This is a genomic window from Candidatus Hydrogenedentota bacterium (assembly GCA_013359265.1).
GTDB lineage: Bacteria > Hydrogenedentota > Hydrogenedentia > Hydrogenedentales > SLHB01 > JABWCD01.
In genome coordinates this window covers 336,819-363,381 of record JABWCD010000004.1, presented here as the reverse complement: position 1 = coordinate 363,381, position 26,563 = coordinate 336,819, and the positions used below count along the sequence as shown (strand labels likewise).

Below are 26,563 nucleotides of genomic sequence, written 5' to 3'. Positions count from 1 at the left end.
AATCTGCTCTTCCGTAAACCGCTTCTTCTTCATCTCGGACCTCCTTCATGCCCGGAGATCCTAACATTCCAACTGGTCTACTTTTAGGGGAGCACGCCCCCGTTCCAGATGGCGCTCTGCGTTCTCTTACCGAAAAACAACTGCGAGTACATGCGGGTAACGGCATTGAAGTTAACTGGGGCCCCACCGATCGAGGTCAGAATTACGGAATACTTGCCTCGTTGAACGGTTCGAGATTCTCCATTGCGTTCGAACAGTAGCCAAGCATTTTTCCATTCGGTGTCGCATTGCATGCCGACGCCGGTCTTTAGTTGCAGGTAGGCAGTTGGATTACTTCTTGGGCTTTTTCTTCTTGCCCTTGAAGGCGGCTTTGCGTGCCTTCTTTCCGCCGACTTTCTTGCCATTGAGTTTTTTGCTGTCGCGGAGTCTCAATAGCGGCCTGGGAGACTGCGAATCGCCCGGTGGGCAAGCGGAAGGGATAGCAAGTTACGTAGTTCATGGCATAGCGGTGGCAGATATTGAGGGAGCACGCCCGCCACAACGGGAATTAGCCGCGAGAGAACGCGAAGGGAGCAGAGAAGAGTTCGCGGGCAGTGCAAAGAATCACCGTGTTTGACGATCGTCGATACGGAATTCTTCGGTTGCTTTAGGTAGGGGCGTTGGGTTGTGTGTTCGTTATGCTGACTTGTGCGATGACCTCGTGGGCCTTGTGGAACAGCGGGGAAGGCGGAAGCCAGTTGTTTCCGAGGTCGTCTTCGAGGGCGCCGGCGGTGTAGGGCCCGTCGTAGGTCATGAAGTAGAAGCGCGTGCGGCCCGGTGTGGGGAGGGGAAACTCGCGGGTTGGTTGCGCAAACTCGAGAAAGTCCGGGGCAATCGACAGCAAGGCGAGGCAGGCGTTGCGCGGTCCGTCGTGGTTGCCGGAGCAGGCCTGCCGGAGGTGTTTTACTGTTATATAAAACAAAAATTTCGCGCGAACAAAAGATCGAGAGTCGCCTTTTGGGGATTGTGCCGTCCGCGGGGCCGGGGCATATTGACAAATATAAAGTGATACTTTATATTTTACACGCCATGCGATACGTTGCACGCGATATCGAAGGCCACCTGGCCAAGGCCGCCGGCCATTTCCCCGCCGTCATTTTGACGGGACCGCGGCGGGCGGGAAAGACGACGCTGCTGCGCCGCCTGTTTCCGAAGGCGACGTATGTGCTGCTTGAGGATCCCGATGTGCTTGGGCGTGTGCGGTCGGATCCGAACGGGTTTCTGGACGGCTTGCGCGTGCCGGTGATTCTGGACGAGATGCAGAACGTGCCGGAGCTGTTCAACTACGTGCGGACGCGGATCGATCGGGAACCGAAGAAACGCGGGCGCTGGTTCCTGACGGGGTCGCAGGAAGCGCCGTTGATGAAGGGCGTGTCGGAGTCGATGGCGGGGAGGGCGGCGGTGCTTCAGTTGTTGCCGTTGTCGCTCACGGAGTCGTCCAAGGTGAGTTTGTTGCGCGGTGGATACCCCGAAGTTTTGGCACGGCCCCCCGCGAGAGACCTGTGGTTCCGATCATATGTGCAAACGTATTTGGAGCGGGACGTGCGGGCAATTACGTCGATTCGCGATTTGTCGGTGTTCCGGCGTTTTCTTGCGCTGATTGCAAGCCGATGCGGGCAGATACTGAATCGCACGGACATCGCGGCGCCGTTGGGCGTGTCGGTACCGACGGTTTCGCAGTGGTTGAGCATCTTGGAAGTTACGGGGCAAATTCTGTTGGTGCCGCCCTTCTACGAGAACTTTGGCAAGCGGCTCGTAAAATCGCCGAAGCTGTACTTTGTCGATTCGGGGCTGGCGTGCCATTTGTTGGGAATAGACAACGATGCCGCGCTGCGGAAATCCGTGTTTCTCGAGCCGGTGTTCGAGGGGCTGGTGGCGAGCGAGATTGTGAAGTCCCAGATCAATCGCGGGACCGGACGAAGCCTGTATTACTTCCGCGAGGCGCAGGGGCTGGAGGTAGATTTTGTCGTGCCGTTGCGCGAGCGGAGAATCGCACTCATCGAGGCGAAGGCTACATCTACGCCGACGGCGGACATGAGCGCGCCGATGAACCGGCTAAAGAAATCGATCACGGGATATCGGGCCGACGGGTTCGTGGTGCACGCGGGGAAGACTGGAGGCGCGGCGGGCACTGCATTGTCGCCGGGCGTGCGCGCGGTGGCTGTGGAGCGGATTGGCGAGGTGGTAGGTAAAGTCGAGTGATGGGGAAAGGTCGGGTTCGGCAGAAAAGGGAAGATCGGATCTGTCGGGAAGTGGGGGGGAGTTTGAGCGAGATCGATTCTGATGCCGGCACAAATCCGTCGGTGCATCGAGTTGGCTCGGACGGAGCCTCGCCCCGCCCGTCGGGAAGCTATCGCCGGATGGACTGCGGCGGATTTGGTGCGTTGAGACAGGCAAAACGAAACCGGCGCCGCGCGACTTGCGTCGCCGGCGCCGGTTGAGTTTTGCAGGTAGACAGTTGGTTACTTCTTTGATTTCTTCTTGCCTTTTGACTTCGCGAGCTTGCCGGCTTTCTTGCCGTTGAGCTTCTTGCTGTCGCGCGGGGACTCGATAGCGGCCTGGGCGGCGGCGAAGCGGGCAATGGGGACGCGGAAGGGGCTGCAACTCACGTAGTTCATGCCGACGCGGTGGCAGAACTTGACGGAGCTGGGCTCGCCGCCGTGTTCGCCGCAGATGCCGACTTTGAGCGCGGGGCGCGTGGAGCGGCCGTTCTTGATACCGAGATCGATCAATTGGCCGACACCTTCCTGGTCGATGGCCTGGAACGGGTCCTGCGGCAGGATGCCTTTTTCGAGGTAGTAGGGCAGGAACCCGCCGATATCGTCGCGCGAGAAGCCGAATCCCATTTGCGTGAGGTCGTTCGTGCCGAAGCTGAAGAACTCGGCCTTTTCCGCGATCTTATTGGCGACGAGCGCCGCGCGCGGAATCTCGATCATCGTCCCGACGAGATAATCGATCTTGACCTTGTACTGCTTCTGGACATCGTCGGCCACGCGGCGGACGATTGCTTCCTGGTTCTTGAATTCGTTCTCGTGGCCCACGAGCGGGATCATGATTTCCGGCAGGACCTTGACCTTCTGCTTCACGAGTTCGGCGGCGGCTTCGAGAATGGCGCGCGCCTGCATCTCCGTGATTTCGGGATACGCGATGCCGAGGCGGCATCCGCGGTGGCCGAGCATGGGATTGAGCTCGTGGAGCTGTTTGATCCGCGCATGGATGTGGTCCGCCGAAACCCCGATTTGTTTTGACAACTCGTTCACCTGCGCATCGGTCAGCGTCACGAACTCGTGCAGAGGCGGATCGAGCAGGCGGATCGTCACGGGCTTGCCGGCCATTACCTTGAGAATGCCGAGGAAGTCTTTCTTCTGGAACGGCAGCAGCTTCATCACCGCTTCGCGGCGCTTGGCCTCCGTGTCCGCGAGGATCATCTCGCGCATGTGGATGATGCGCTCGGGTTCAAAGAACATGTGCTCGGTGCGCGCGAGGCCGATGCCTTCGGCGCCGAAGGCGATCGCCTGTTCCGCATCCTCCGGGCGCTCGGCGTTGGTGCGCACGTTGATCTGGCGGATTTCGTCCGCCCAGGTCATAAGCTTCTTGTACCACTTGTTCTTGTCGGGTTGCGCGGGCAACACGGAGACCTGGCCCTGATACACGCGGCCGGTCGAACCGTTCAGCGACACCCAGTCGCCCTCGCGGATGGTGAGACCATCGACGGACATCGTCTTTGCGCGCGAGTCGATGTGCAGGGCGCCGCAACCGACGATGCAGCACTTGCCCCAGCCGCGCGCGACGAGCGCGGCGTGGCTGGTCATGCCGCCCTTGGCCGTGAGAATGGCCTCGGCGACGTGCATGCCGTGAACGTCTTCCGGCGACGTCTCGTTGCGAACGAGGATGACTTTCTTGCCCTGCTTGGCCCACGCGTCCGCGTCGTCCGCAGTGAAGACGGCTTGGCCGACGCCGCCGCCGGGGCCCGCGGGAAGGCCTTTGGCCAGAAGGCGGGTCTTCTTCTCCGCGTCGGGGTCGAGCATGGGGTGGAGGAGTTCGTCAAGCTGTTCGGGTTTGACGCGCTTGATGGCGGTCTTCTTATCGATGAGTTTGCTTTCGCACATCTCGACGGCCATGCGGACGGCCGCGGTGCCGGTGCGTTTGCCGGTGCGCGTTTGCAGCATCCAAAGTTCGCCATCTTCAATGGTGAACTCGATGTCCTGCATATCGCGATAATGCTTCTCCAGCTTCAGGCGGATATTATCGAGCTTCTTATAGGCCTTTGAATTCTCCTCCTCGAGCGATTTGTGATCGAGCGTGTGTTCGGTTTTGGTCGCTTTGTTCAGCGGGGAGGGGGTGCGAATGCCCGCGACCACGTCCTCGCCTTGTGCGTTGACGAGCCACTCGCCGTAAAACTTGTTGTCGCCTGTGGCGGGGTCGCGCGTGAACGCCACGCCCGTCGCGGAAGTCTCGCCCATGTTCCCGAAGACCATTGCCTGGCAATTGACCGCCGTGCCCCAGTGGTCGGGGATGCTTTCGATGCGGCGGTACGCGATTGCGCGCTTGCCGTTCCACGACTGGAAGACCGCCTTGATACCGCCCCAGAGCTGCTCGTGGGCGTCGTCCGGGAAGGGCTTTCCGACGCGTTCTTTGACGATCGCCTTGAACTTTTCCGCCAACTGCTGGAGATCGTCCGCGGTGAGATGGGTATCTTCCGTAACGCCGCGCTCTTTCTTCATAGCGTCCATGGCGTGTTCGCACACCTCGCGCACGCTGTGGCCGTCTTTCGGCTCGAGGCCTGCGGCCTTTTCCATGACGACGTCGGCGTACATCATAATCAGGCGCCGGTACGCGTCGTACACGAAGCGGGCATCGCCGCTCTTCTTGATGAGACCCGGTATCGTCTTTGGGCTGAGGCCGATATTCAGCACAGTGTCCATCATTCCCGGCATGGACATGCGGGCGCCCGAACGCACGGACATCAGCAGGGGGTTCTTGGGGTCATCGAACTTCTTGCCCATGACCTTTTCGGTACGGGCCAGCGCTTTTTCGACTTCTTTCGTGAGTTCCTTGGGCAGCTTGCCGTGGTGTTTGTAGTACTCGGTGCACATTTCGGTCGTGATGGTGAAACCCGCCGGCACCGGAATTCCGATGGAGCACATATCGGCCAGGTTGGCGCCCTTGCCGCCCAACAGCTCCTTCATGTCGCCGCGGCCTTCGGCCTTGCCGCCGCCGAAGAAATAGACATACTTTTTGGACATAACTAGAAGTCTCCTCCCATATATAACGCGTAAGGACGTTTCGCGCGCGCAATGGGCGCGCGCGAACGATGGTGAAAAACTACCCGTACGGCCACCCGGCCGCTGTTCCCAACCGCCGAGTCGCGGTGGACGGCGTGGCCCCCGAACGCATTTCTGGCTGGACCCCGCGCCCAGAAAAATCAGCATAGTATAGCGCCCTCCTCGCGGGTTCTTCAACCGTTGGACGGAGGGGGATGCGGCGGCGCCGAGCGCCCCGTTGAGTTTATGGCCGGGGTTTCATTGACAAGTTTCCGCACCTTTGCTATCCTTCGCGTCTCGAATGGTGTAGTGCGCCTGCTGCAGTGACCGATTTTCACTCCTGGCCATGCCACTGGGCTTGATTAACTCGAACGCCGAGGAAGTACTGTGTCTGCCGTTATTGAGACGAACCACCTGACAAAAGTGTATGAAGGCGCAGTGCGGGGACAAGACGTCCACGCCCTCAACGACCTTACCATTGCCGTTCACGAACGCGAGATTTTTGGGTACCTCGGCCCAAACGGCTCTGGAAAGACGACGACGATCAAGATGTTGCTCAGCTTGATCTTCCCGACGTCGGGAACGATCAAGATCATGGGAAGCGACGACATCGACAACCCCGATATCAAGCGCAAGATCGGGTACCTTCCCGAAGGCGCGTACTATCCCGATTTCCTGCGCGGCGAAGAAATCCTCCGGTTCTATGGGAGTTTGTACGGCCTGAGCGGCAAGGATCTCAATCGCCGCGTGGACGAGACGCTCGAAACGGTGGGAATGACGCGCGCGCGCAAGCGCCTGTTGCGCGGTTATTCGAAGGGCATGCGCCAGAGAATCGGATTGGCACAGGCGCTGTTGAGCGATCCGCAGGTCTTGATCCTCGACGAACCGACCACGGGCCTCGATCCCGTTGCCCGCAAGGAAATGCGCGATCTGCTTGTCCAATTGCGCGCGCAGGGGAAATCGCTGCTGATCTCGAGCCACGAGCTTCTCGAAGTCGAATTGATTAGCGACCGCGTCGGAATCCTATATGAGGGCGTGCTGCAAACGATGGGCACGATTAACGATCTGCTGACCGACCGCGACATGACCATCGATGTCACCGGCATTACGGAGGCCGCGATCAAGAAGCTGGCCGAACGCGGCCTCGCCGCGGAAGATGTCGTCGATAGCCGCGCGCGGATGCGCGTGCCACCGGCAATGTCCTTGTACGACGCGCTCGACTTGCTCAAGGCCGAGAGTGTTTCCATCGCGAGCGTTGCGCCGCGCCGCGAAACGCTCGAGGAACTCTTTGTTCGCGTGGTTGGCGACGCAAAGGCGAAAAAGGAAGGGAAGAAGTAGTCATGGGTTTCGGCGGCGTCTCCAGTATCGCGTTGTACACGTGGCGCGAAGGTATGCGGAAGAAGACCCTGATCGGCTTCCTGATCCTGAGCATCCTCGTCATCTTCGGGTCCCAATTTTTCACGGCCTTCCTCACAACGACCACCGCGGAGGGCAGTCAGTCCGAACTGGACATTAAGCTCATTAAAGACATCTGCGTTACGACCATCTCGATTTTCGGGATGCTCATAACGATCTTCGTGTCCGCGTCCGTCGTGCCGACCGAAGTGGACAACAAAGTGGTTTACACCGTGCTCTCGAAACCCGTGCGCCGGTTCCAGTATTTGCTCGGAAAATTCCTCGGCGTGCAGATAATCATTTTGATCAATCTGGCCTTGATGGGCGGGCTGTTCTTCTTTGCGCTGTACTTGAAAGAGAACGTGCTGCCGACCCTGCTGCTCTATTCGATTCTGTTGACGTACTTTCAGTTCCTTATCGTTTCCGCCTTCACATTTGCCATTTCGTGTACGGCGAATTCGGCCGTACTGCCGACGATTGGCGGCCTCTTCATCTACATCACCGGCAACTTGACGGAATACCTGAAGGACGTTGCCGACCGTTCCGGCCAGACCGAAAGCATGCTCGATTCCCTGATCGGAAATACCGCAAGTGGTCTGTACTACGTCTTGCCGAATCTTCAACTCTTCGACCTCAAGGACCAAATCCTGTACCTCGCGTCCAACGATGCTCCCAAGGACACCATCTTTTCGCAGTTGATCGTCTACGGTTTCGTGTACGGGTTGGCCGGCTATTTGATGTCCTACTGGATATTCCGCCGCAAGGAGCTGTAGGTTTCGTGAAGAAGTTTCCAAGCATCGGCGTACCCGTCCTGGCGCTGCTGGCGCTTGTTCTTGGTTCCATCCAAGGGCAGCGTTTGGATCATCTCCAGGAGTGCGAACGCCTTTACCGTTGGATGGTGAGTGCCTCAACCCAGATGCGCCTGTTTGGCGATCCGGGCAAGCCGCCTCCCGGCGAAGACCCGTCAAAATATGCGGACGAAGAACTGTTCAAGAAACTCGTTGAACTGACGGAAAGCCGGCTGCCGGACGTTCCGGTTGGCGAGAACGACTACGACAAGGCCACGCGCCAGCCCTTTGCAAAAGTCGTGCGGTACACGGCGGCGCCCCACGTGGAAGAGGACACCGAAGCCACCGAATCGGAGACATCCGAAGGCGACGACGAAGATGCAAGACCCGGCGGGTCCGGAGCGCGGGAAATCTATACCGAGGAGCAACGGCAGCGGGACGCGCAGTTGTGGGCCTTCGCGCGAAGCCCTGAAGCCGCAGACCTCCGCAAAGAATTGTGGAACGCCAACCGGGACGGTCGAGTCGCCGCATTCGGCACCCAGCTCGGCATTGCCGGCATGTATCAAGAACGCGGCACCCAGATTAGCCTCGCGAATTTGTTCTTCGGTTTCCGCAAAATGGCCGCCAACCTGGTTTGGCTCGAAGTCGACCGGTGGTGGCACAAGGGGCAGATGCACCGCATGCTTCCGCTGATGAAGACGTGCGTGACGCTCGATCCCGAATTCATCGACGCGTATCTCCTGGGCGCGTGGCACATGGCGTATAACGCGTCCGCTCCGCTGGAGGACACGCCATGGGAAATCAGAACCTATGACGACGTCCACGAGTACTGGGTCGGCGACAAGGAACGGTTCTACTTCTACGGCGTCGACTTTCTCAAGGACGGAATTCGAAAGAATCCTCGAAACTATAAGCTTTACTTCGATCTTGGGTTCTCGATCTACGACCTAAAGCTCGACAATCATGTCGATGCGATCAAGTATCTGTCGGAGGCCATTCGACTCGATCACGATCGATGGGTGCGCCGGTGTTTGTACCGGCTTATGGGCGTCGACGAACGGTACGAAGCGTCGAAAACCGGGTGGGAGGATTACCTCTCGAAATGGCCGGACAATCAGGTCGCGAAACGCTTCATCAACCTCATGACCGGCGAGATTCTCGGTCGTGACGCGGACTATGCCGGCGAGCAGGCCAAGGCCGCCGAAGAGCTTGCAAAGCGCGCGCGCGACGCCGGAAACGGGCAGGCGGAATCGGAGTGGAGCGCAAAGGCGGCGGAAGCCAGAGCCAGGGAAGCGGAACTTTACGTAAAGTGCAAGAGCTTCTGGAAAAGCCTCGATGATCCGAACAACAAAGACATCGATAGAGACACGTACGCGCAGGCGCGCAGCCTGCGCATCGAGGCGGCGGAACTTCGCAGCCAAGGCCGCTACGACGAGGCCATACAGTGCCTGGATATTGCGCGCTTCAGGAGTAACGAGTTTTGGGATACCGCGACGGACCTTCTGATCAAATACAAAGTCGAGGGCAACTTGCCGCTGTTCCTTACGGACACGAAGTTCATCGAGCGGCAAGCGTTGGAGGCCGAATACACGCGGCATCTTCCGAAGTCCATCGCGGGAAGACAGTACCGGTTCTTCGACGGGGCGTGGATGTGCGTCGATTACAAGGACGAACCGCTGACGCCCGTCGAACAGGACAGCGATGCGATGTTGCAACTGAAGTTCGAGCATCCGGAAATCGCACGGGTAGTGGATGAGCTTGATGGAAACATTATTCTCCAGGCCGGGAATGCGTGGTACGAGTACCGTTCCAAGGAGCCTGCAATGCCGTCAAAGTTGTACGCCGGCCGGACTGCGTCGCTCGCCCCGGCCTCTTGATTCAACACCCACCTGACTTTACGATATTCGCTCACTTCGTACATTGAAACATGTGGGGAAACGGGGTGCGCGGATCCATTGCCGACAACCTGCGCCGAATTCAGGATCGCATTACGAATGCGATGGCACGTGCGGGCAGATCAGGCGAGCCGCCGACCCTTGTCGCCGTAACGAAAAGTGTCGGCTTGAGCGAAATCGGCGAACTCCGTAGGCTGGGCGTAACACACTTTGGCGAGAACCGCGTCAAACCGGCTGAAACGAAGATCGACGGCTGTGGCCCCGGCGTGTCCTGGCACATGATCGGTACTGTCCAGCGACGAAAAGCCAAGGACGTCGTGCGGATTTTCGATTTTGTGGATGCGGTAGACCGCGTCGAACTCGCCGCGGAACTGGCCGTGCGCGCGGCGGAGAGGCGAATCGTCCTGCCGGTACTCCTGGAAGTGAATGTATCCGGCGAGGAGTCGAAGCACGGTTTCACCCCCGCGGAACTGTCGTCCGCTCTGGATCAAGTCCGCACGTTCGACTCGCTCAAGGTGGAAGGGTTGATGACGATGGCGCCGTTACACGACGACGTGGAACGTACACGGCCCGTGTTTGCCGGCTTGTGTGCGCTTGCCAACCGATTAGGGCTCCGCCGGGTCTCGATGGGAATGTCGAACGATTTCGAGGTCGCCATCGAGGAAGGGTCTACTGAAGTGCGCATCGGGACCGCCCTATTTGAATGATCGCACACGCATCGCGCACTGTGGTGCGGAATTCCCCCACGGACACATGTTGAAAGGGTGACTGGAAAATCAATGCTCGATTCGATTGACCAAATTCGTGACGGGGCACTGGCGGAGATCGCGGCCGCGGCTTCCAGCCGTGACGCGGAGGAACTGCGTGTCAAGTACCTCGGGCGAAAAGGCGCCCTGACGGGCCTATTGCGCGGGGTCAGCGATGCACCAGCGGACCAGCGGCCCGCGCTCGGCAAGGCGGCAAACGAACTCAAGAATCTCTTGACCGCCGCGTTGGATGACCGGGCAAAGGCGCTTGCCGAAGCAGAAGCAGGCGCGAAAGATCGGTCGGACCTGCCGGACCTCTCGCTTCCCGGACGGCGGCCGGCCCGCGGGCACATGCACCTCGTGTCGCAAGTAACAGACGAGATTATCGAAATCCTTTCGGAGCTTGGTTTTCAGGTCGCCACAGGTCCCGAGGTCGAAACCGAATACTACAATTTTGACAGCCTCAATACCCCCGACGACCATCCCGCTCGGGATTCCCATGACACCTTCTTCGTCGCCCCCGGCGTAGTCCTGCGCACGCACACATCACCGGTCCAAATGCGCGTGATGGAGCGGACCCAGCCGCCCGTCGCCATCGTCGCGCCGGGACGCGTTTATCGCGTGGACGCAGACTCGACCCACAGTCCCATGTTCTATCAGGTCGAGGGTCTGTTGGTCGACGAAGGGGTCAGCTTCGCGGACCTCAAAGGGACGCTGATGCACTTCCTGAAGCGCCTTTTGGGAGGAAGCGTGCAAGTACGGTTCAATCCGCATTTCTTCCCGTTCACCGAACCGTCCGCGGAGATTCACGTGAAATGGACGTCAACCCGTGGCGGCCAAACGCAAGAGCGCTTGCTGGAAATCGGGGGATGCGGCATGGTCCACCCCCGCGTTTTCGAGTATGCGGGGTACGACTACGAGCGGTACACCGGGTTCGCGTTCGGGATGGGTGTCGAGCGAATTGCGATGGCGAGGCACCAAATCAACAGTATCCACCACTTCTACGAGGGTGATTTGCGCTTCTTGGAGCAGTTCTAGGTAATGAAAGTTTCACTGAATTGGCTGAAAGAGTTTGTTGACATTGATCTCGGTGTCGACGATCTTGCACATCGCCTCACGATGCTCGGCCTCGAAATCGAGTCCGTCGAACGTCCCGGCGCCGAGATCTCAAAGGTGTACGTCGGCAAGATTCTCGATATAAGACCGCATCCCGACGCCGATAAATTGGTCGTCTGCCAAACGGACGTTGGTCAAGGAGCGCCGCTCCAAATTGTTTGCGGCGCGAAGAACATGAAAGCCGGCGATCTCGTGCCGACTGCGGTTGTCGGCGCGACGCTTCCCGGCGCGTTTGAGATTGGCCGCAGGAAGATGCGCGGGGTCGAGTCTCAGGGCATGATGTGTTCGGCGCGGGAATTGGGACTAGGGAAGGACCACGACGGCCTGCTCATCCTCTCCCAAGACATGCCCATCGGCGCAGACGCAGTCGCGCTACTGGGTCTTGACGATGCAATCTTCGAGATCGAAGTCACGCCGAACAGGGGCGACTGGGCCGGGATGATAGGCGTGGCGCGCGAGTTGGCCGCGTACTTCGACCGTCCGTTGCGTCTGCCGGATACGTCGGTTGCCGAGTCCGATCCAGACGTCGCGACGCTAAGCTCCGTCACAGTAGACGAACCTGAACTCTGCCGGCGGTATATCGGTCGTGTCATCACTGACGTGAAGCCGAGGCAGACACCCCTTTGGATGGCCCAGCGCCTGACGCACGCCGGCCAGCGCTTGGTAAATCCGGTCGTCGACATTACCAACTATGTCCTCCTCGAAACGGGCCATCCACTGCACGCATTTGATTACGACAAGCTGGCGGAACACCGGATCGTCGTGCGGCGGGCACGCGCGGGCGAAAACATCAGGACGATCGACGGCGAAGTCCGTACGCTTCGCGACGACATGCTCGTGATTGCGGATGCGAATTCACCGGTTGCGATCGCCGGTGTCATGGGCGGAATGGATAGCGAAGTGGGGGAGAGCACGCAGCGAATTCTCCTGGAAAGCGCCTGGTTCGAGCCATCGAGCATCCGCAGAACCGCAAAGGCGCTCGCGATGAACACGGAAGCGTCGCAACGCTTCCAGCGCGGCGCCGACCTCGACATGGCCGCCTACGCCGCGGATCGCGCGGCAGGGCTTCTCAGCGAAATCTGCTCGGGAAGCGTTGCACGTGGAACCCTCGACGCATACCCCAACCCAATCGCGAGCCGGACCGTATCTGTACGATTCTCGCGCACGAATGCGCTTTTAGGAACCAACTTGGACGGCGCAAATCAGTGCTCGATTTTGAAGCGCCTACATTTTGCGCTGGCCGAATCAAACGGCGAGAGCGCGGCGTTTAACGTCCCAACCTGGCGGCATGACGTGACTCGGGAGGTGGACCTAATCGAGGAGATCGCGAGGCTTTACGGATACGAGAACATTCCCGCCACCGTCCCGCGTGTGCGCAAGTCCGATACGGTTTTTGCGCCCAAAGAGGTGGCTACTCGCGCACTCCGCAGGCGCTTGGTGGCGATGGGCCTCACCGAACTCTTGAGCCTGACGTTCAGCTCTGAGCAGGAAATCCGTGCCGCCGGGCTCGACTCTGAGAGGGGACAAATCGTCCGACTTCAAAACCCCCTCAGCGAAACGTCGAGCACCCTGCGCGTCAGCCTGATACCTAGCTTGTTGAACGTCGCCTCGCTTAATGTTCGTCGCGGGACCGACCGAATCCGGGCCTTCGAACTCGGCCATGTCTATCTCGCGAATCCCGGGCAGCAACTTCCGCAGGAGCGTGCGCGACTGGGAATCGTTCTTTCCGGTGCGCGCGAGGAGTCATTCTGGGGATCGGATGAAAGCCAAGTTGACATCTTCGACCTGAAGGGTATTCTAGAATCCATTTTTGACGATATGGGGGCGACCGTAGACTGGGATACTAAACCACAGCCAGCTTTTGAAAGCGGTTACTCCGGCGTGGCTAACGTCGGAAATTCTGTCATTGCATGGTATGGCAAAATTAACAAGTCCATACTGAATGAACTTGACATTGGACAAGATGTATTCCTGGCGGAAATCGATTTGGAATACGTGCTCGAGACACGACCAGAACCACGTGTTTTCGAGGCCCCGTCGGCCTTCCCGCCGTCGCGACGCGACATTGCCGTCGTGCTGGATTCTGCCATACCCGGCCGCGACATTTTGCGCGTGGCAAGAAACTCCGGCGGTAAACTGCTGGCCCAAATTGAAATCTTTGACATTTTCACCGGAAAGTCCATCCAGCCGGGCAAGAAAAGCGTCGCGCTGCGTCTCGTCTTTCAGTCAAACGAAAAGACCCTGACCGATAAGGACACGCAAAAGGCATGGGAGAGCATTCTCAAGGCGCTCGAGAAAGAATTCAACGCGACGCTCCGCTGATGCCTGCCGTGCTGGCGGCCGTGCGCAGCGCTGAGCGCGCACTCAAGGAACTGCAGCTTGCGTGGAACACCGCGGAGGGCCGCCGCGGCCGAATCGCGGACCAACGAAAGTCCGTCCTCGAACAAAAGTCGGAGCTGGAAGAACAGAAGGAACTAATCCGGCAGGAGCAGTGGAAACTGAAGAAGGAGTCCGCCGCTCTTCAACATGCCAGAGATGAAGCCGAACGGCTCGCACAGGAACTCGGCGGGCTCATGGACGAGCGGGACCAGGTACGCAAGCAACTGAGAGGCGTCCTTCAGAGGGTGAAGGCCGTCTCCGCCGAGCTTCGGCGATGACAAGGCCAACGGTAGAGGTGCGTATCGCCGGCTTGACGCTGCGCGTGGCGCCGTGCGGAACCCACGAGCAGACAGCCGCCATTGTAGAAGCCGTGAACGCTCGGTTGAAGCAGTTCGAGGCCGCCAGCACCAAGGTCAACACACAGGCATTTGCACTGCAGGCGGCCTACGAATTCGCGAAGGAGCTGGCCGAACTCCAGGACCGAATCGCCGCCGAGGAGCAGACCGTGCGGGATGCCGTTAATGGCTTGGTTCAGCGAATCGAAGCCATACGCCGGGAAATAGAAGATTCAACGGAGACACCGGGGTGACAGGGCATTTCAAGGGCGCTGACAGGTTACCTCCATAACGTCTGATAATATATATTATGTCATTTAAGGGATTACGTGCGCGTGGATCGTGGCGTTTGGGTTCATCCGCGGATGTCATATACGCACCTAACGCAACCGGGAATAAAGACACTCTAATGCCTTTGAATCACATAGTTTATCCATGTGCACTTGTCGGTGTGTTTCGCGAGCAGCGGAAGATTTTCAGTGGTTCCGAAATCGACTTTGTAGGGTTCGACTCGTGCGTTGGCTCTGGTGCACAACCGCTCTTTTGGCGACTCCAAGCCGCTTGATCACACGATTCTCGGCGCCGCCCGGGGCGTGAGATTTCAGGAACCGTAAGACGGCCGATTGGTGTCGGATGATCTCAGAATTCTGGACCGACGAACCGAGGACAGTCTTTCGTTCTGCGCGGTATCGGCGGAAGAAAAAACATGGAGCGGGATACGGGGTTCGAACCCGCGACATCCAGCTTGGGAAGCTGGCACTCTACCAACTGAGTTAATCCCGCCCAGCTTGGGGCGTCATTCTAACACCGGGATCGGACCCTGTCAATTCTTCGACCCCAGCAATACCCCACTCGGACTTCGCCTCAGGGTCTATGTGCCTCGGCCGAGCAAATAGTAGCCTGGATGGCTTACAGTACACGCTTGCTGTAGGCTGCAAACGTCGCGCTCCCAATCGTCGTGGCCTGCGGAGCTGCTGTGCCTTTCTGGTCAATGGAGTCTCGACGTTCCACATGTACAAATTGGGTTCCTTCCACCTCTCTGGAGGAACCAGACTGAGATATAAACGGTTATCTATTGATAATTTTGTGATAATCAGCGGACACCCTCTGGCCTGTACTTGCGTCGATGCTTGTCGCTTCTGGATATTCGTCACTATTTATCGATATGTATTGTTCCGAGGGTTGCGGGTCTATGAAAACTTGGCGGCTTCCGGTGCGCGTTTTTGACAATAAATAGTGCATAACTTTGCGGGTTTTTCTTGCCGAATTTACGTACTGACTCGGACAATGTCAGTTCACTTCCTAAGAGACGCCAAATAGCAGCATTCGCTATTGAACAGTATAGAAACACAATCGTTCGTTATGCTACATATCGCTGCATAGTCATGGTTGGGTCGGATGAATTGCCATTTTCGACCGGTCTAATGTAATAAATAGAGTACTCACAAGATCGCCGTCACGGCACCGCTAAACCAGCTCCATGGTCGCGACATTTTCCTTTGGACATTTTGCACGAGTTCCTATTAGAATAGGGTTCTACCGGGGAATGCTAGAATCCTCTTGACACACTTCCCGTTTTCTGGCAAGATTGCGGTACACCTGAACATTATTTCACCTACCGATGGAAGGGGAACGCACATGGCAGCCGCTAAGGATGACGTGAAGGTAAAGGCGCTGGATATCGCGGTATCGCAGCTTGAGAAGCAGTTTGGCCGAGGAACACTGCTCCGTCTCGGCGACGACCACTTCGAGCAGCGCGTCCGGGCGATTTCGACGGGTAGCCTGTCGCTGGATATCGCTACCGGGGTCGGTGGCCTGCCGTCCGGCCGTGTCGTGGAGATTTTCGGCCCGGAGTCGTCCGGCAAGACGACCTTGGCGTTGCACGTTGTCGCGAGTGCGCAGAAGCAAGGGGGCATAGCGTGCTTTATCGATGCCGAGCACGCTTTGGATCCGTCATTTGCCAAGAAGATCGGCGTCGATATCGACAACCTGTTGGTTTCACAACCGGACACGGCGGAGCAGGCGCTCGAGATTTGTGAAACCCTGGTGCGAAGCAACGCGGTCGACGTAATCGTCATCGACTCGGTTGCGGCGATGGTCCCCAAGGCGGAGGTCGAGGGGGAAATGGGCGACACGCACGTTGGTCTTCAGGCGCGTCTGATGTCCCAAGCGCTTCGCAAGTTGACGGCGGCTATCAGCCGTTCGCGCACGCTGGTGATCTTCATCAACCAGATTCGCGAAAAGATTGGCGTCATGTTCGGCAATCCCGAGACGACTACAGGCGGCCGCGCGCTGAAGTTCTACGCGAGCATGCGAATCGACGTGCGCCGAATTGCGACGATCAAGGAGCGCGAGCAGGACGTCGGTAACCGGGTGCGCGCCAAGGTTGTCAAGAACAAGTTGAGCCCACCCTTCCGCCAGGCCGAATTCGACATTCTGTTTAACGAAGGGATTTCCGGCGAGGGTGACATTTTGGATTTGGCGGTCGAAGAGAAGCTTCTCCAAAAGAGCGGTGCGTGGTTCTCGCTCAATGGCGACAACCTGGGCCAAGGCCGCGAGAACACGCGACAGTACTTGAAGGACAATCCGGAGGTGAAAGAGAAGCTCCGAGCGGGTATCCTGAAGAAGAAGGGACTCGACTGGCTCGGCACGCTTCCCGTGGAAGACGCTCCCGGGCCGGACGGTAACTCAGGCACTACCGATAAGTAATCACGACGACCTTCACGATACCTGGGTGCGATCGAGCAGGTCGGCCCAGTTTTGGCTGGTGGCGCTGCTACTTTTGTCCGGGGCCATCGCTGGTGGGGCGTTGTTTGCCAAATACAAGCTCGAGGGCCTGCGCGGGCGGATTCTCCAGACTGCGGAGGCCCGGACCGGAACGGACATAAGGGTCGCCTCGATTGCCGCGTTTGGATTGCGCGGTCTTCGCGCCGACGGTGTCGAGCTTTCCCGCCGGATGGACGACGGCACAGACGTTAATCTGAAAGTGCCGCTCGCGTACATCTACGTCGATCTGACCGAACTCTTGTACGGCGAAGTCGCGATTGACCGCATTCAGATCGAAGGCGCCGAGGTGACGATACGGCGTGCACCCGCGGCCGACGCGCGGCGGATGCCGGCGTTCGATCGGCTGCGCGCTCCTCTCCCGCGCTTTGCGTTCCGTGTGATGGGTTCGGACTGCCGCGTGCGCATCGAGAACGCGGTCGGTTCCGCCCCCATCGAAATTGGATCGATAGCGTTTGACGTCGCAAAACTACCGGAGTCGGACGCACTTTCCGGCACGATTGAGGCGCACTATGGTGGCGATCCCGATAAGCGGATCTCGGCGACCGCACGTTATGTTTCCCTGGACGACTTTGAAGCGCGCGCGGACTGCAATAACATCACGGCCGACGACGTCAATGTCTTTCTGCCGGCGTCGAAGCACTTCGTGCTGGGCGGGGTCGCTACGCCGAGCATCCGAATAGAGGGAAAGGCGGACGGCACGCTTGCGATGTCGCTAAGCGCGCCTGTCAATGGACTTCTCGTGCGTGATCAGCCGGAGTTTCTCAAACCGTTGACCGGCACGATCGATGCCCGTGCAACCTACGACCCGCGCGCCGAATTGCTTACGATTGGCCTTTCCCAGGCCGTTACCGAATCGCTGAGTGGGACCATCAGCGGCTCGATTCAGTTTGCGCAAACATCTCCCGCTTTCGATCTGAAGCTCGTATCGGCCCAGTTGCCGCTCGATGACATTGCGAGTTTTGCGCTTCAAAACCGCGTCGACGAGTACGGCGAACTTTCATACGCGCTGAGTCCGGATGCGGAGGTTGCCCTACACCTTACCGGCTCCGCCGAGTCACCCTTGTTCCATGTCAGCGCGGCGATGTCCGGCGGGGAGGTTTCGTTCAAGCCGAAGGACGCGCGCTTCCCGGAAGGATCGCTGAAGCTGGGCCGGGTCGATGCATCGTGGCGTTCGGACACCAAACATTCCACGGGTTCGCTTGCGGTCCTCGGCGGCGACATTCGCAAGCCGGACCTGGGGCTTGAAGCGACGAATGTCACTGCGACCGTATCGTTGGAAGGCCGCCGCATTCAGGTGGCGTCGCTTAACGCTACGGCGCGCGAACAACCGATCGTTGCGAACGGCTGGTACGACCTCGAATCCAAGACGGGGGAGGCTTCCGTGGCCGGCGTGTTGGCGGGCATAGGCGACACCAAGCTCGCGCAATCGATCCGCAACGCGGAGCTCGCCGGTTCGGCCACTGTGAAGGCGTCCGGCCGCCTGGAAAACGGCGTGTACGCATTCGAGGGTGACATTGACGCGTCGCAAACGCAGATCGGCTACCGGTGGTACTTCCTGAAACCGCCGGGCATCGGCGCGAGCGCGCATATCACCGGGGCCTTCACGCCGAAGAAGTCCGCGAAGATCGAGGTAGCGGGCGCCGTCGCGGGCTCGGACCTCAAGGCCGTGACGAACCTGGCATACAGCGCGAAGAGCAAGAAGTGGCAGTTGAAAACTGCGCAGGCGGAGGTCCCAAAACTCGACGTCGTGTCGGTCGGAAAGTGCCTGCCTCTCCCCTACGTTATTACCGGTGGCACCGGAACGGCCGGACGATACGAATGGACACGCGTCGACGGAAAATCCGATCAGCAATGGTCGGCAACGTTGAGTCTCGCCGTGGACGAGATAGCCGTGCGCGCCGAGGGCGCCAATGCGGCGATTGTGTGTCACGACGTTACGCTGACCGGCGACATGGTCGAAGGCGAGAAGCCCGTCACGAATCTGAAACTGCACGCAAAACGCGCGGTCACTCCGCCGCTGCGCGGCGACAAGTGGTTTGTCCCGTTGGAGCGCGACTTTAAGAAGTACCCGCCAACGGACCGGTACTACTCGTATGAGCTATCGGCAGACGCGCTCGATGTTCCTCCGTGGACGGGGACCGATTTCAAGGGGCACGCGTACCAGACGGAAAAGGAAAACGGTCTGGACAGATACTCCGCCAAAGTGGGCGATGGTACGATTGAAGGCAGTTATGTCAGCAACCGCGCGGAAAATTCGTACACCACAAGGGCGAAGTGGACGAACGTGCCTGCGGCGTACTTTATGAAACATCTAAGCCAGCCGGATATTTTTTTCGGCAATATGAACGGCGAAGTAACGTACACACAAGATCGCGACGACCCGCGCAGCCTTGTCGGCAGCGGCAGGTTCGATATGGCGGACGGACAATTCAGCGCGGACTATCTGATCGGGCTGTTCGAGCGGCAACTTGAAGGCGATGTCACTGCCCTCCCGCCTTCGCTGAAGTTTTCCAAACTGAACTCGACGATCGAATTCGAGCGCGACGTAATCCGAACGCCGGAGATTCATCTGGAATCGGACGCGATGAAGCTCGACGCCGACGGGGAATTCGTGATCGACGGCGACATGGATTACACGATCAAGGTTGCCGTATCGCCGGAGGCGGCGGAGCGGATACCGCTTCTGAACGAGAACTTCAACGTGCAGGGGCATCGCTTGGCGCAGGAAGATATCGATCTGGCGTTCAATCTGACTGGGCCAACGCTGAAACCGGTGAGTACTGTCTCAGAGACGCCGCCGGTGCGCGTCACGCTTGTCAGCGGTGCGCTCGAAACGGCGCGCGAAGCGCTGCAAGTGATCGATGCCCCTAGAAAAATCCTGTTTGATTTGCTTAAAATTGGAGGTGGAATCGTGGGAGCCAAGAAACAACCGCAAAGTGGGAACAAGAACTGAGGTTTAATGGAAATTCGTATCGGAAAACCCGGCCGCGTCTGCGCCGGCAGCAATAAGCAATTTGAACACGGCGAGACCGTTGTATCCGTGATGCGCGTCGAGAACCAGCAACTGGCGCGGCACGATTTCGCCAAACCGGTGTGGGACGAAGAGCGAGCATCGGGTGCGATTGCGGTATGGGAAACACAGTACAGCGACCCCTCGATGGCCCAACAGGAGCCCCCGGAAAAGTTCTCGCCGTTGCGCAAGATTTTCTACGACTCCGCCGAGTCGGAGGACCGCGTGCAGATTGCCAAGGCCTACCTCGCGGCGCAACTCCTTCGACGCCAGAAGGTGTTCCGGCTCGTGAAGGAATCGGACGATTCCGAGGGCGACGCGCGCGTGGCGTTGTTCATGGACCGGATCGGCAACCGGCTGGCCGAGGCGCGCGATCCGCACCTGACATACGCGGAGATGGAAGCGGCGCGTGTCGAACTCATGAAGGAACTCGCGACGTTGGAGGGAACTGACTCCGGCGAAGCGACGGAGTCTGGTGAGAGCGCGGCAGCCGATCAAGGACCAGAAGACCATGCCGAGTAAGGGTGGAAAAGACGGCGGCGGCCTGAGCCAGGAGCAAATGTTGTGGGTTGTGCTCGCGCTCTTGTGTACGGCTGTCTTGTTTTTTGCGGCGGGCATACTCGTCAATAAGATTCAATCCGGCGAAAAAGTCACGTCCACCGAAACCGGCCAAGTCGAGCGATTACCTGGCGCGAAGGACACCGAGGAGCGCGCACCGGAAGAGTCCGGCACGAGTACGGAATCGAACAACTCGACGACGACGGCCGGCGTTCAGGTCTCCCCCGCGCCCGTTGTCATGCCGGACGGCACGGCAGGCTCGGCGCCACCGTCGCGCCCGGTGACGAAGCGCGATTCGAACACGCAATTTGTTCCCGCGCCGCCACCGCAACGGGAAGAAGCGAGCGCGAAGCCGGATAAACCTGAATCCCCACCGGTAACGGAGCAACAGGCCGCGCCAACGCCTGTGGCGGACGCGCAGCCCAAGACGGAGCAAGCGGCTATGCCGGCGTCCGAACCCGCGGCACCCGCGCCGGTGTCTCCGTTGGATGATATCGAGCAGCAGAAAGAAGGCGAATCCGGGCCGGCGGGCGAGTTCACGATTCAAGTCGGATCGTTCGACACGATGGCGAATGCCGAGGCGTTTAAGAAGGCGATCGAAGCGAAGAGCGATCACACGGTTACGCTGTATCCCGTGAAGGACAGCAAAGTGGTAAAGGCCTGCATTGGCACGTACGACACGAAAGAAGCCGCCGCCAAAGCGCGCGCGGAGTTGGATCGGATAAAAGACTTCAAAGGCTGCTTCGTCAAGCCGCTCAGCGAACTCTAACCGCGGAAGGAACAGGTCGCATGAAGATTGCCGTAATCGGCCCGGGCGCGATGGGCTGCCTATTCGCGGCGCGCCTGGCGCGCGCGGGTTCCGACGTGACGCTGGTGGACTACAAGCAGGACCGAGCGGCGCGCCTGAACGCAAACGGTATCGTCGTTGAATCGGCAGACGGCACAATTGAAGCCAAACCCAAAGTGGTTGTGACTTTGCCGAACAATGCCGAACTGGTAATCGTCCTGGTCAAGGCGCATTCGACCATTCACCTGAACTTGAACAGCCGCACGCCGGTCCTTTCGCTGCAAAATGGACTGGGCAACGTGGAAACGTTATGTTCGCTGGTTGGCAGCGCGAACCTCCTCGCGGGCGTGACCTCTGAAGCCGTCACCCAACTTGACGAAGGCAACGTGCGGCACGTTGCGCCCGGAGTGACGCGGTTTGGCGCGTGGACGTCGTGTCCAACCGGGCCCGCGGTGAAAGCGCTGACCGCGGCAGGGTTCAACGTCGAGATTACCGAATCGCCGGGGCAGGCGATCTGGGAGAAGGCTTCGGTGAACGCGGGCATCAACCCGGTCACGGCCCTAGCCAACCGCAAGAACGGCGCATTGCTTGAAGTGCCGGAACTGCGGCAGCTCATGCGCGACCTTGTGGTCGAGGCGGTGAAAGTTGCCGCGACGGAAGGCTATCGCTTTGAGAACAGCGTGGTCGAAGTCGCCGAGAAGACTTGCGCGGACACTTCCGAGAACATTTCTTCCATGCTGCAGGACGTGCGCAACGGGCGCATGACGGAGATCGACGCGTTGAGCGGCGAGATTGTCCGCCGCGCGCAACTGTCCGCGTTGCCCACGCCTCGCACGCGCGTGGTGTGGCAGTTGGTGAAAGGCATGGAGCATCGGTGAGCCATCCGGAGCTCGACTATTCAACTCCCGTCTCCTTTACGTTTCGCCAGCGACTGTCTCTCACCCTATTGGCCCCACTTGTTGCACTCGTGATCCGATTGTTGTTCGGAACATGCCGCGTCGAGGTGCGCAATGCGCACTACCACTACGACGCGGAGAAGCGGTTCGGTTGTGTGCTGCTGGTGTTTTGGCATGAAGTGTTGCCGTTGGCGGCGTGGCGCTATCGCGGAACCGGGTACCACACGCTTACGAGCTACAGCTACGACGGGGAATTTGTCGCAAGGGTCATCTCCTGGCATGGGATGGGCGCTCTGCGCGGTTCGTCGAGCCGAGGCGGCGGTGACGCGCTGAACCGAATGAAGGCCGCGATCGATCGCCGCGTCACCCTGGGGTTCACTCCCGATGGACCGCGCGGACCGCGGCGCGAAATGAAGTCAGGCGCGGCAGTGCTCGGCGCGCGGACGGGCGTTCCGGTGATTCCCACCGGGCTTGCGGTGAATCGCTGTTGGCGGATGAAATCGTGGGACAAGATGGTGATCCCGAAACCGTTCTCGTTGATCGTGTGTGAGTATGGGGACGCCATTGCGCCGTGCGAAAGCGAGGACGAGACGGCGATCGAGGCGAAGCGTGCAGAAATCGAAGTAGCGTTGAACGAGGTGCAGCGAAAAATTGAGCGCGGTGTGGGGATGCCGGAATGACTGGAGGAAGCGCTTCAATGCGAGGCGCGCACGCTGCGATCACGTAGCATCGATATGGCGGCGGCGCAGTTGGCCGCAGGCCGCATCGATGTCCTGGCCCTTTTCCTTACGGAGTGTGGCGGAGACGCCGGCAGTTTCGAGCATGTCGCGAAAGTCTTCGCATCGATCGCGGGGCGGCGGCGAATAGCCGAGGCCATGCACCGGGTTGTAGGGGATGAGGTTGACGTGGGCCTTGAGACTATTCGCGAGCGCGGCGAGTTCTTTGGCGTCTTGCTCCGAGTCGTTGACGCCATCGAGCAGCGTCCATTCAAACGTGATTTGCCTGCCGGTCTTGTCGAAGTAGGTTCGGATCGCTTCCTTTAGCTGTGCGATCGGATATTTCTTGTTCAACGGGATCAGTTCCGTGCGTTTCGCGTCGTTGGCCGCGTGAAGCGAAACGCTGAGCCGCACCTGCCAATCTTCATTCGCGAACTGCTCGATGCCCTTTACTTCGCCAACGGTCGACACGGTGATGCGGCGCGCGCCGATGCCGAGTCCATCGGGCGACATCAGGAGCCGGATGCTGCGGACCGTTGCGTCGTAGTTACGAAACGGCTCGCCCATTCCCATGTAGACAATGTTGGGCGACCTCTCCCCCATGTTTTCGTCGGCGAGCAGGTAGAGCGCCTGCTCGACAATCTCGCCGGGCGTGAGATTTCGCGTGTAGCCGGAATGGCCGGTCGCGCAGAACGAACATTTCACGGCACAGCCGACTTGGGTAGAGAGGCAAATCGTGATGCGGTCTTTTTCGCGAATGAGGACCGATTCCACGGTCTCGCCGTCCGCAAGTCTGAAGAGCGCCTTTTTCGTGCCCACCGCGCGGGGCGATGTGGACATGTTCACGAGCGTCAGTTGATTTGCGGAGTACGATTCCGCAAGTCGCGCGCGCAGTTCTTTCGACAGGTCGGTCATGCGATCGAAGTCGAAGACTCTTTTCTGGTGAATCCAGCGAAATATCTGCTTTCCCTGGAAGGGCTTTATGCGGAGGTGGTCCGCGATCTCGGCCGGATTCATATCTGTAAGCGGAGTCTTCATTGTCCTGGGGGCCAGTCCCACGTGAAGTTTATGCCGGGGAGTCCCGTGTTGGCGCGCACGTTTCGCAACTCGAATGTAACGTGCGTTTCCTCGACGGGAAATCTCGCTTCGAGCGCGGTCGGTATACGCACGCCGTCAACATCCTGATAGTTGTCCATTGTCGTATCGCTAAGGGTCGTTCCGGTTGCGTCGGTCAACGTGTTGTGCACGATTCGCCACGGTTCTCCCTGGACGACAATCTGCCGGACTAGGCCGCCGTCCAGCGCGACGTCGAGGGTCGCCTGACCTGCCGCTTCGTCGAAAGCGGTCAGGCGAATGTCTTTATCTTTGGTCTTTGTCCAGTCAATCGGGCTGAACATTTCGTGCGCAATATCGGCGGGCGCGACGGGAAATGGGACGTTCGCGAGATCGTCGGCCTCGAAACTGCAGTAGTACCGATCGTCCACATCCTGAACGGACTTGAAATCGATCAAGAATTCGGGGCCGCGGCTAATGAGTTCGAATACGACTACACCCATGTTCTTCTTTCCGACGATGTATAAGTCGGCGGGCTTGCGGTATGCGACGGTGCCGGACCGAAAACTCTGGACCGATTCCAGTCGCGGAGACGTCAGCGTGAAGCTCGCAGCCGCGCGGAAATCGGTCAGGGCCTCGTCGTTCGCGCGGAGATCGGCGACAATCTCGTCGAGAGACGGCGCGCCGGGCGGCAGCGTTAATGCCTCGACCGGCCGCGCTTTTCCGGTCGTCGCGCAACCCGATGCGACTGCGTAGAGCGTGGCCAGAGCCAGTAAGCCAAACCAGGCGCGGCGCTGCTGGTGGCACAGCAGCCCCGCGGCGCGCGCGGCATCGTTCCTAAACTCTTGCCCATCGCGTTGCACTCGCGGGGTGGTTGCGCTTGCGCGGATTGGTCGTCCGCTCGGAGTTAGTCCTCGTTTGCGAAACGAGGGGTAATTAATTGACAAAATAGGCATAACTTATTATAGCGCATTCACTTTTGAGATGCGACTGGATGGGGCTAGAGCAATTCAAGTTTGAGTACACCGTCTGTTTCGTGCTCCTGCGCGTGAGTCGTCTTCGTACTCGCACTCGATCCTCGATAAGATCGAGTACGATGACGAGCAGGGGCACGAGCACGCGGTGCAGCCGACCTTGAAACGCTCTAGCTTCGAGAAGACTTGAGGATATCTCCAGCAAGGAGTGGATAAGATGGTCTACACGGATTCTGCTTACGGACAGCAGAGAATGGGCGCAGTGCGCAGGGCGAAAGCGACCGTGCGGTCGCCCAACGGGAACGCCGGTTGAATCGGGCGGTTTCATATGGTAGGCTTCCCTGCCTCTTGAACTGTATATTCCCCAATTCCGTTGGCGGGTTTCGTACGTCGGCGGAGGACGTTAGGAGTCAGGGTCATGTCTCGAGTGTGTGATTACAGCGGCAAGCGTCCGCAGATCGGTAAGCGCGTTGTGCGTCGCGGTAAGGCGAAGCGCGAAGGCGGTATCGGTCAGAACGTTACGGGTATTTCGACGCGGCGCTGGAAGCCGAACCTTCAGAAGATTCGTATCATTGACGAAAACGGGACGGTCCGCAAGGTGCGGGTATGCGCGCGGTATATCAAGGCGGGCAAGTTCGTGAAGGCGACGAAGGGGTTGAAGTCGAAAAAGAGCGCGTAGCGGTGAAGTAGCCGCAAAACAACGCATAGTAAATTGTGGCCGCCGGTCAACGAGGAGTTGGCCGGCGGCCTTTTTTCGCAGATCTGCATAGGACGAAAGGGACCGAAACGACCCAAACGAGCCGGACGCATTATACGGTCTGCATGGCTAGTTCAGAGGGCGCGCACAGCGCCCACTCCTCGGAAATTCGACGTGAGTGCGCTGAAGTTTCGTGCGCTCGTTCTCCCTATGCTTTGGGTTCTTCCGGTTTCGGTGCGTCGCCGGAATCCGGGGCGGGCGCTTCTTCCTTTGGCGCCTCTTCGGACTTCTCTTCTTTGGGTTCCGCGCCAAGTTCCTTGGCTTCTTCGCCCGCAGCGGGCGCCTGTTTGGCGACTTCCAGCACATCCGACGCGGGGACGATGATCGCCATCATGTTGTCGTCGCCGCCTCCGAACATGCCCATACCGCCGCCGTCGCCGCCGCGGACAGTGCGCAGTACGCACAAGCCCACCGCGTCACCGTCGACCGTCAAGGCGGGGCATCCGAGGGCCGTCTGGGTTGGGTCGTTGCCCATCACGTAGAACGTACGGGGACGCGAGACGATCGCGTTGATGCGTTCGATGGAGACAGCGTATTCGCGGCCGGCAACACGGCCCAGGCGATTGATCGTGATGACCGGATCGAGGAGACCCGGGGTCGCCGCTTTCGCCAGATCGACGGCGGGAAGCGGTTGCTTTGGCGCCTCGGTGGGCCGGATGAACGCGAGATCGAGATCGCGATCGCGCAAGACGACTTGGGCGGCGATTTCGGTTCCGTCGTCTTGAAGAATTTTCAGATCACCGACCGTGCTTTTGACCTCGAACCCTTCGCGGCCTTCCATCATGTTCTCGAACATGCCGGACGGGTCGGTTTCGTTCAGCGACAACACGGTAAGTCCGGACGGATCGATGATCGTACCTGTCGCTTCGGATTTCATTTCCTCTTCGCGCGACGGGAAGTTGGGCATCGACATCTGCATTTTGATCACGATGCGCACAGTAACGACGCTGGATTTATATTTCTCGAGGACGGCGCGGCCCTTGTCCGCGACGTCATCCGCGAGAGAGGCGAACGAGAATACACACGTTGCCGCGATGGCGGCGAGGCGGATTGCGCGAGTCAGCATAA

The 26,563-nt window shown here is 59.2% G+C and carries 21 protein-coding genes and 1 tRNA gene; 16 read left to right on the top strand and 6 right to left on the bottom strand.

Features of this window, described 5'->3' with window-relative positions:
* Positions 1 to 646: 646 nt before the first annotated feature.
* Positions 647 to 961 (bottom strand): hypothetical protein, encoded by a 315-nt coding sequence (locus HUU46_05360; GenBank protein ID NUM53052.1) that lies wholly within the window; start codon positions 959 to 961, stop codon positions 647 to 649.
* A 107-nt stretch (positions 962 to 1,068) separates the two neighbouring features.
* Here HUU46_05360 and HUU46_05355 point away from each other — a divergent pair, with 107 nt between their 5' ends.
* On the top strand, positions 1,069 to 2,241 hold the full coding sequence (locus tag HUU46_05355; protein NUM53051.1) for an ATP-binding protein: 1,173 nt from the start codon (positions 1,069 to 1,071) through the stop codon (positions 2,239 to 2,241).
* A 260-nt stretch (positions 2,242 to 2,501) separates the two neighbouring features.
* On the opposite strand, the gene HUU46_05350 is transcribed toward HUU46_05355, so the two are convergent.
* The gene (locus HUU46_05350) at positions 2,502 to 5,285 is read right to left on the bottom strand and encodes a pyruvate, phosphate dikinase (GenBank protein ID NUM53050.1); all 2,784 of its coding nucleotides are present in this window, start codon (positions 5,283 to 5,285) and stop codon (positions 2,502 to 2,504) included.
* A 405-nt stretch (positions 5,286 to 5,690) separates the two neighbouring features.
* On the opposite strand from HUU46_05350, the gene HUU46_05345 reads away from it, so the two are divergent.
* The 8 genes from HUU46_05345 to HUU46_05310 all read left to right on the top strand — a co-directional run bounded on the left by HUU46_05345 (position 5,691) and on the right by HUU46_05310 (position 14,211).
* Positions 5,691 to 6,641, top strand: coding sequence for an ABC transporter ATP-binding protein (locus HUU46_05345; protein ID NUM53049.1), 951 nt, complete (start codon positions 5,691 to 5,693; stop codon positions 6,639 to 6,641).
* 2 nt (positions 6,642 to 6,643) lie between these two features.
* Positions 6,644 to 7,471, top strand: coding sequence for an ABC transporter permease (locus HUU46_05340; GenBank protein NUM53048.1), 828 nt, complete (start codon positions 6,644 to 6,646; stop codon positions 7,469 to 7,471).
* A 5-nt stretch (positions 7,472 to 7,476) separates the two neighbouring features.
* Complete coding sequence (locus HUU46_05335) at positions 7,477 to 9,363, top strand: hypothetical protein (GenBank protein NUM53047.1); 1,887 nt, start codon at positions 7,477 to 7,479, stop codon at positions 9,361 to 9,363.
* Between the two features lie 65 nt (positions 9,364 to 9,428).
* Positions 9,429 to 10,088 (top strand): YggS family pyridoxal phosphate-dependent enzyme, encoded by a 660-nt coding sequence (locus HUU46_05330; GenBank protein ID NUM53046.1) that lies wholly within the window; start codon positions 9,429 to 9,431, stop codon positions 10,086 to 10,088.
* 72 nt (positions 10,089 to 10,160) lie between these two features.
* On the top strand, positions 10,161 to 11,165 hold the full coding sequence (gene pheS, locus HUU46_05325; GenBank protein ID NUM53045.1) for a phenylalanine--tRNA ligase subunit alpha: 1,005 nt from the start codon (positions 10,161 to 10,163) through the stop codon (positions 11,163 to 11,165).
* A gap of 3 nt (positions 11,166 to 11,168) precedes the next feature.
* Complete coding sequence (locus HUU46_05320) at positions 11,169 to 13,565, top strand: phenylalanine--tRNA ligase subunit beta (protein NUM53044.1); 2,397 nt, start codon at positions 11,169 to 11,171, stop codon at positions 13,563 to 13,565.
* Entirely contained in the window at positions 13,565 to 13,900 is a 336-nt protein-coding gene (locus tag HUU46_05315; protein NUM53043.1) for a hypothetical protein, read from the top strand. Before HUU46_05320 ends, HUU46_05315 begins: the two co-directional genes overlap by 1 nt.
* Positions 13,897 to 14,211 (top strand): cell division protein ZapA, encoded by a 315-nt coding sequence (locus tag HUU46_05310; GenBank protein NUM53042.1) that lies wholly within the window; start codon positions 13,897 to 13,899, stop codon positions 14,209 to 14,211. The genes HUU46_05315 and HUU46_05310 overlap by 4 nt, the downstream gene beginning before the upstream one ends.
* 453 nt (positions 14,212 to 14,664) lie before the next feature.
* Here HUU46_05310 and HUU46_05305 read toward each other — a convergent pair.
* A tRNA-Gly gene (locus HUU46_05305) sits at positions 14,665 to 14,740 on the bottom strand.
* Positions 14,741 to 15,595: 855 nt separating this feature from the next.
* Between HUU46_05305 and recA the strand changes: the two genes are divergently transcribed.
* The 6 genes from recA to HUU46_05275 are packed head-to-tail and all read left to right on the top strand — an operon-like array spanning position 15,596 to position 22,675.
* Positions 15,596 to 16,666: a recombinase RecA gene (gene recA, locus HUU46_05300; GenBank protein NUM53041.1), complete on the top strand. Its 1,071-nt coding sequence runs from the start codon at positions 15,596 to 15,598 to the stop codon at positions 16,664 to 16,666.
* Positions 16,667 to 16,691: 25 nt separating this feature from the next.
* Entirely contained in the window at positions 16,692 to 19,697 is a 3,006-nt protein-coding gene (locus HUU46_05295) for a hypothetical protein (protein NUM53040.1), read from the top strand.
* Positions 19,698 to 19,703: 6 nt separating this feature from the next.
* Entirely contained in the window at positions 19,704 to 20,276 is a 573-nt protein-coding gene (locus HUU46_05290; protein ID NUM53039.1) for a hypothetical protein, read from the top strand.
* Positions 20,266 to 21,081 (top strand): SPOR domain-containing protein, encoded by an 816-nt coding sequence (locus HUU46_05285; protein NUM53038.1) that lies wholly within the window; start codon positions 20,266 to 20,268, stop codon positions 21,079 to 21,081. The genes HUU46_05290 and HUU46_05285 overlap by 11 nt, the downstream gene beginning before the upstream one ends.
* A 20-nt stretch (positions 21,082 to 21,101) precedes the next feature.
* A complete protein-coding gene (locus HUU46_05280) occupies positions 21,102 to 21,977 on the top strand; it encodes a 2-dehydropantoate 2-reductase (GenBank protein ID NUM53037.1) in 876 nt (291 codons plus the stop codon).
* Entirely contained in the window at positions 21,974 to 22,675 is a 702-nt protein-coding gene (locus HUU46_05275) for a lysophospholipid acyltransferase family protein (GenBank protein ID NUM53036.1), read from the top strand. Before HUU46_05280 ends, HUU46_05275 begins: the two co-directional genes overlap by 4 nt.
* Before the next feature lie 39 nt (positions 22,676 to 22,714).
* On the opposite strand, the gene rlmN is transcribed toward HUU46_05275, so the two are convergent.
* The gene (gene rlmN / locus HUU46_05270) at positions 22,715 to 23,749 is read right to left on the bottom strand and encodes a 23S rRNA (adenine(2503)-C(2))-methyltransferase RlmN (GenBank protein ID NUM53035.1); all 1,035 of its coding nucleotides are present in this window, start codon (positions 23,747 to 23,749) and stop codon (positions 22,715 to 22,717) included.
* Positions 23,746 to 24,627: a hypothetical protein gene (locus HUU46_05265; protein ID NUM53034.1), complete on the bottom strand. Its 882-nt coding sequence runs from the start codon at positions 24,625 to 24,627 to the stop codon at positions 23,746 to 23,748. Before HUU46_05265 ends, rlmN begins: the two co-directional genes overlap by 4 nt.
* A gap of 529 nt (positions 24,628 to 25,156) precedes the next feature.
* On the opposite strand from HUU46_05265, the gene rpmB reads away from it, so the two are divergent.
* A complete protein-coding gene (gene rpmB, locus HUU46_05260) occupies positions 25,157 to 25,417 on the top strand; it encodes a 50S ribosomal protein L28 (protein NUM53033.1) in 261 nt (86 codons plus the stop codon).
* 226 nt (positions 25,418 to 25,643) lie between these two features.
* Here rpmB and HUU46_05255 read toward each other — a convergent pair whose 3' ends face one another.
* Entirely contained in the window at positions 25,644 to 26,561 is a 918-nt protein-coding gene (locus tag HUU46_05255) for a trypsin-like peptidase domain-containing protein (protein ID NUM53032.1), read from the bottom strand.
* Positions 26,562 to 26,563: the final 2 nt, after the last annotated feature.

What these genes read in the sequence shown, in the direction of transcription:
- HUU46_05355 (NUM53051.1), top strand. Translation starts at nt 1,069, where the DNA reads ATGCGATACGTTGCACGCGATATCGAAGGCCACCTGGCCAAGGCCGCC.
- HUU46_05350 (NUM53050.1), bottom strand. Translation starts at nt 5,285, where the DNA reads ATGTCCAAAAAGTATGTCTATTTCTTCGGCGGCGGCAAGGCCGAAGGC.
- HUU46_05340 (NUM53048.1), top strand. Translation starts at nt 6,644, where the DNA reads ATGGGTTTCGGCGGCGTCTCCAGTATCGCGTTGTACACGTGGCGCGAA.
- pheS (NUM53045.1), top strand. Translation starts at nt 10,161, where the DNA reads ATGCTCGATTCGATTGACCAAATTCGTGACGGGGCACTGGCGGAGATC.
- HUU46_05320 (NUM53044.1), top strand. Translation starts at nt 11,169, where the DNA reads ATGAAAGTTTCACTGAATTGGCTGAAAGAGTTTGTTGACATTGATCTC.
- HUU46_05315 (NUM53043.1), top strand. Translation starts at nt 13,565, where the DNA reads ATGCCTGCCGTGCTGGCGGCCGTGCGCAGCGCTGAGCGCGCACTCAAG.
- HUU46_05310 (NUM53042.1), top strand. Translation starts at nt 13,897, where the DNA reads ATGACAAGGCCAACGGTAGAGGTGCGTATCGCCGGCTTGACGCTGCGC.
- recA (NUM53041.1), top strand. Translation starts at nt 15,596, where the DNA reads ATGGCAGCCGCTAAGGATGACGTGAAGGTAAAGGCGCTGGATATCGCG.
- HUU46_05290 (NUM53039.1), top strand. Translation starts at nt 19,704, where the DNA reads ATGGAAATTCGTATCGGAAAACCCGGCCGCGTCTGCGCCGGCAGCAAT.
- HUU46_05285 (NUM53038.1), top strand. Translation starts at nt 20,266, where the DNA reads ATGCCGAGTAAGGGTGGAAAAGACGGCGGCGGCCTGAGCCAGGAGCAA.
- HUU46_05280 (NUM53037.1), top strand. Translation starts at nt 21,102, where the DNA reads ATGAAGATTGCCGTAATCGGCCCGGGCGCGATGGGCTGCCTATTCGCG.
- rlmN (NUM53035.1), bottom strand. Translation starts at nt 23,749, where the DNA reads ATGAAGACTCCGCTTACAGATATGAATCCGGCCGAGATCGCGGACCAC.
- rpmB (NUM53033.1), top strand. Translation starts at nt 25,157, where the DNA reads ATGTCTCGAGTGTGTGATTACAGCGGCAAGCGTCCGCAGATCGGTAAG.
- HUU46_05255 (NUM53032.1), bottom strand. Translation starts at nt 26,561, where the DNA reads ATGCTGACTCGCGCAATCCGCCTCGCCGCCATCGCGGCAACGTGTGTA.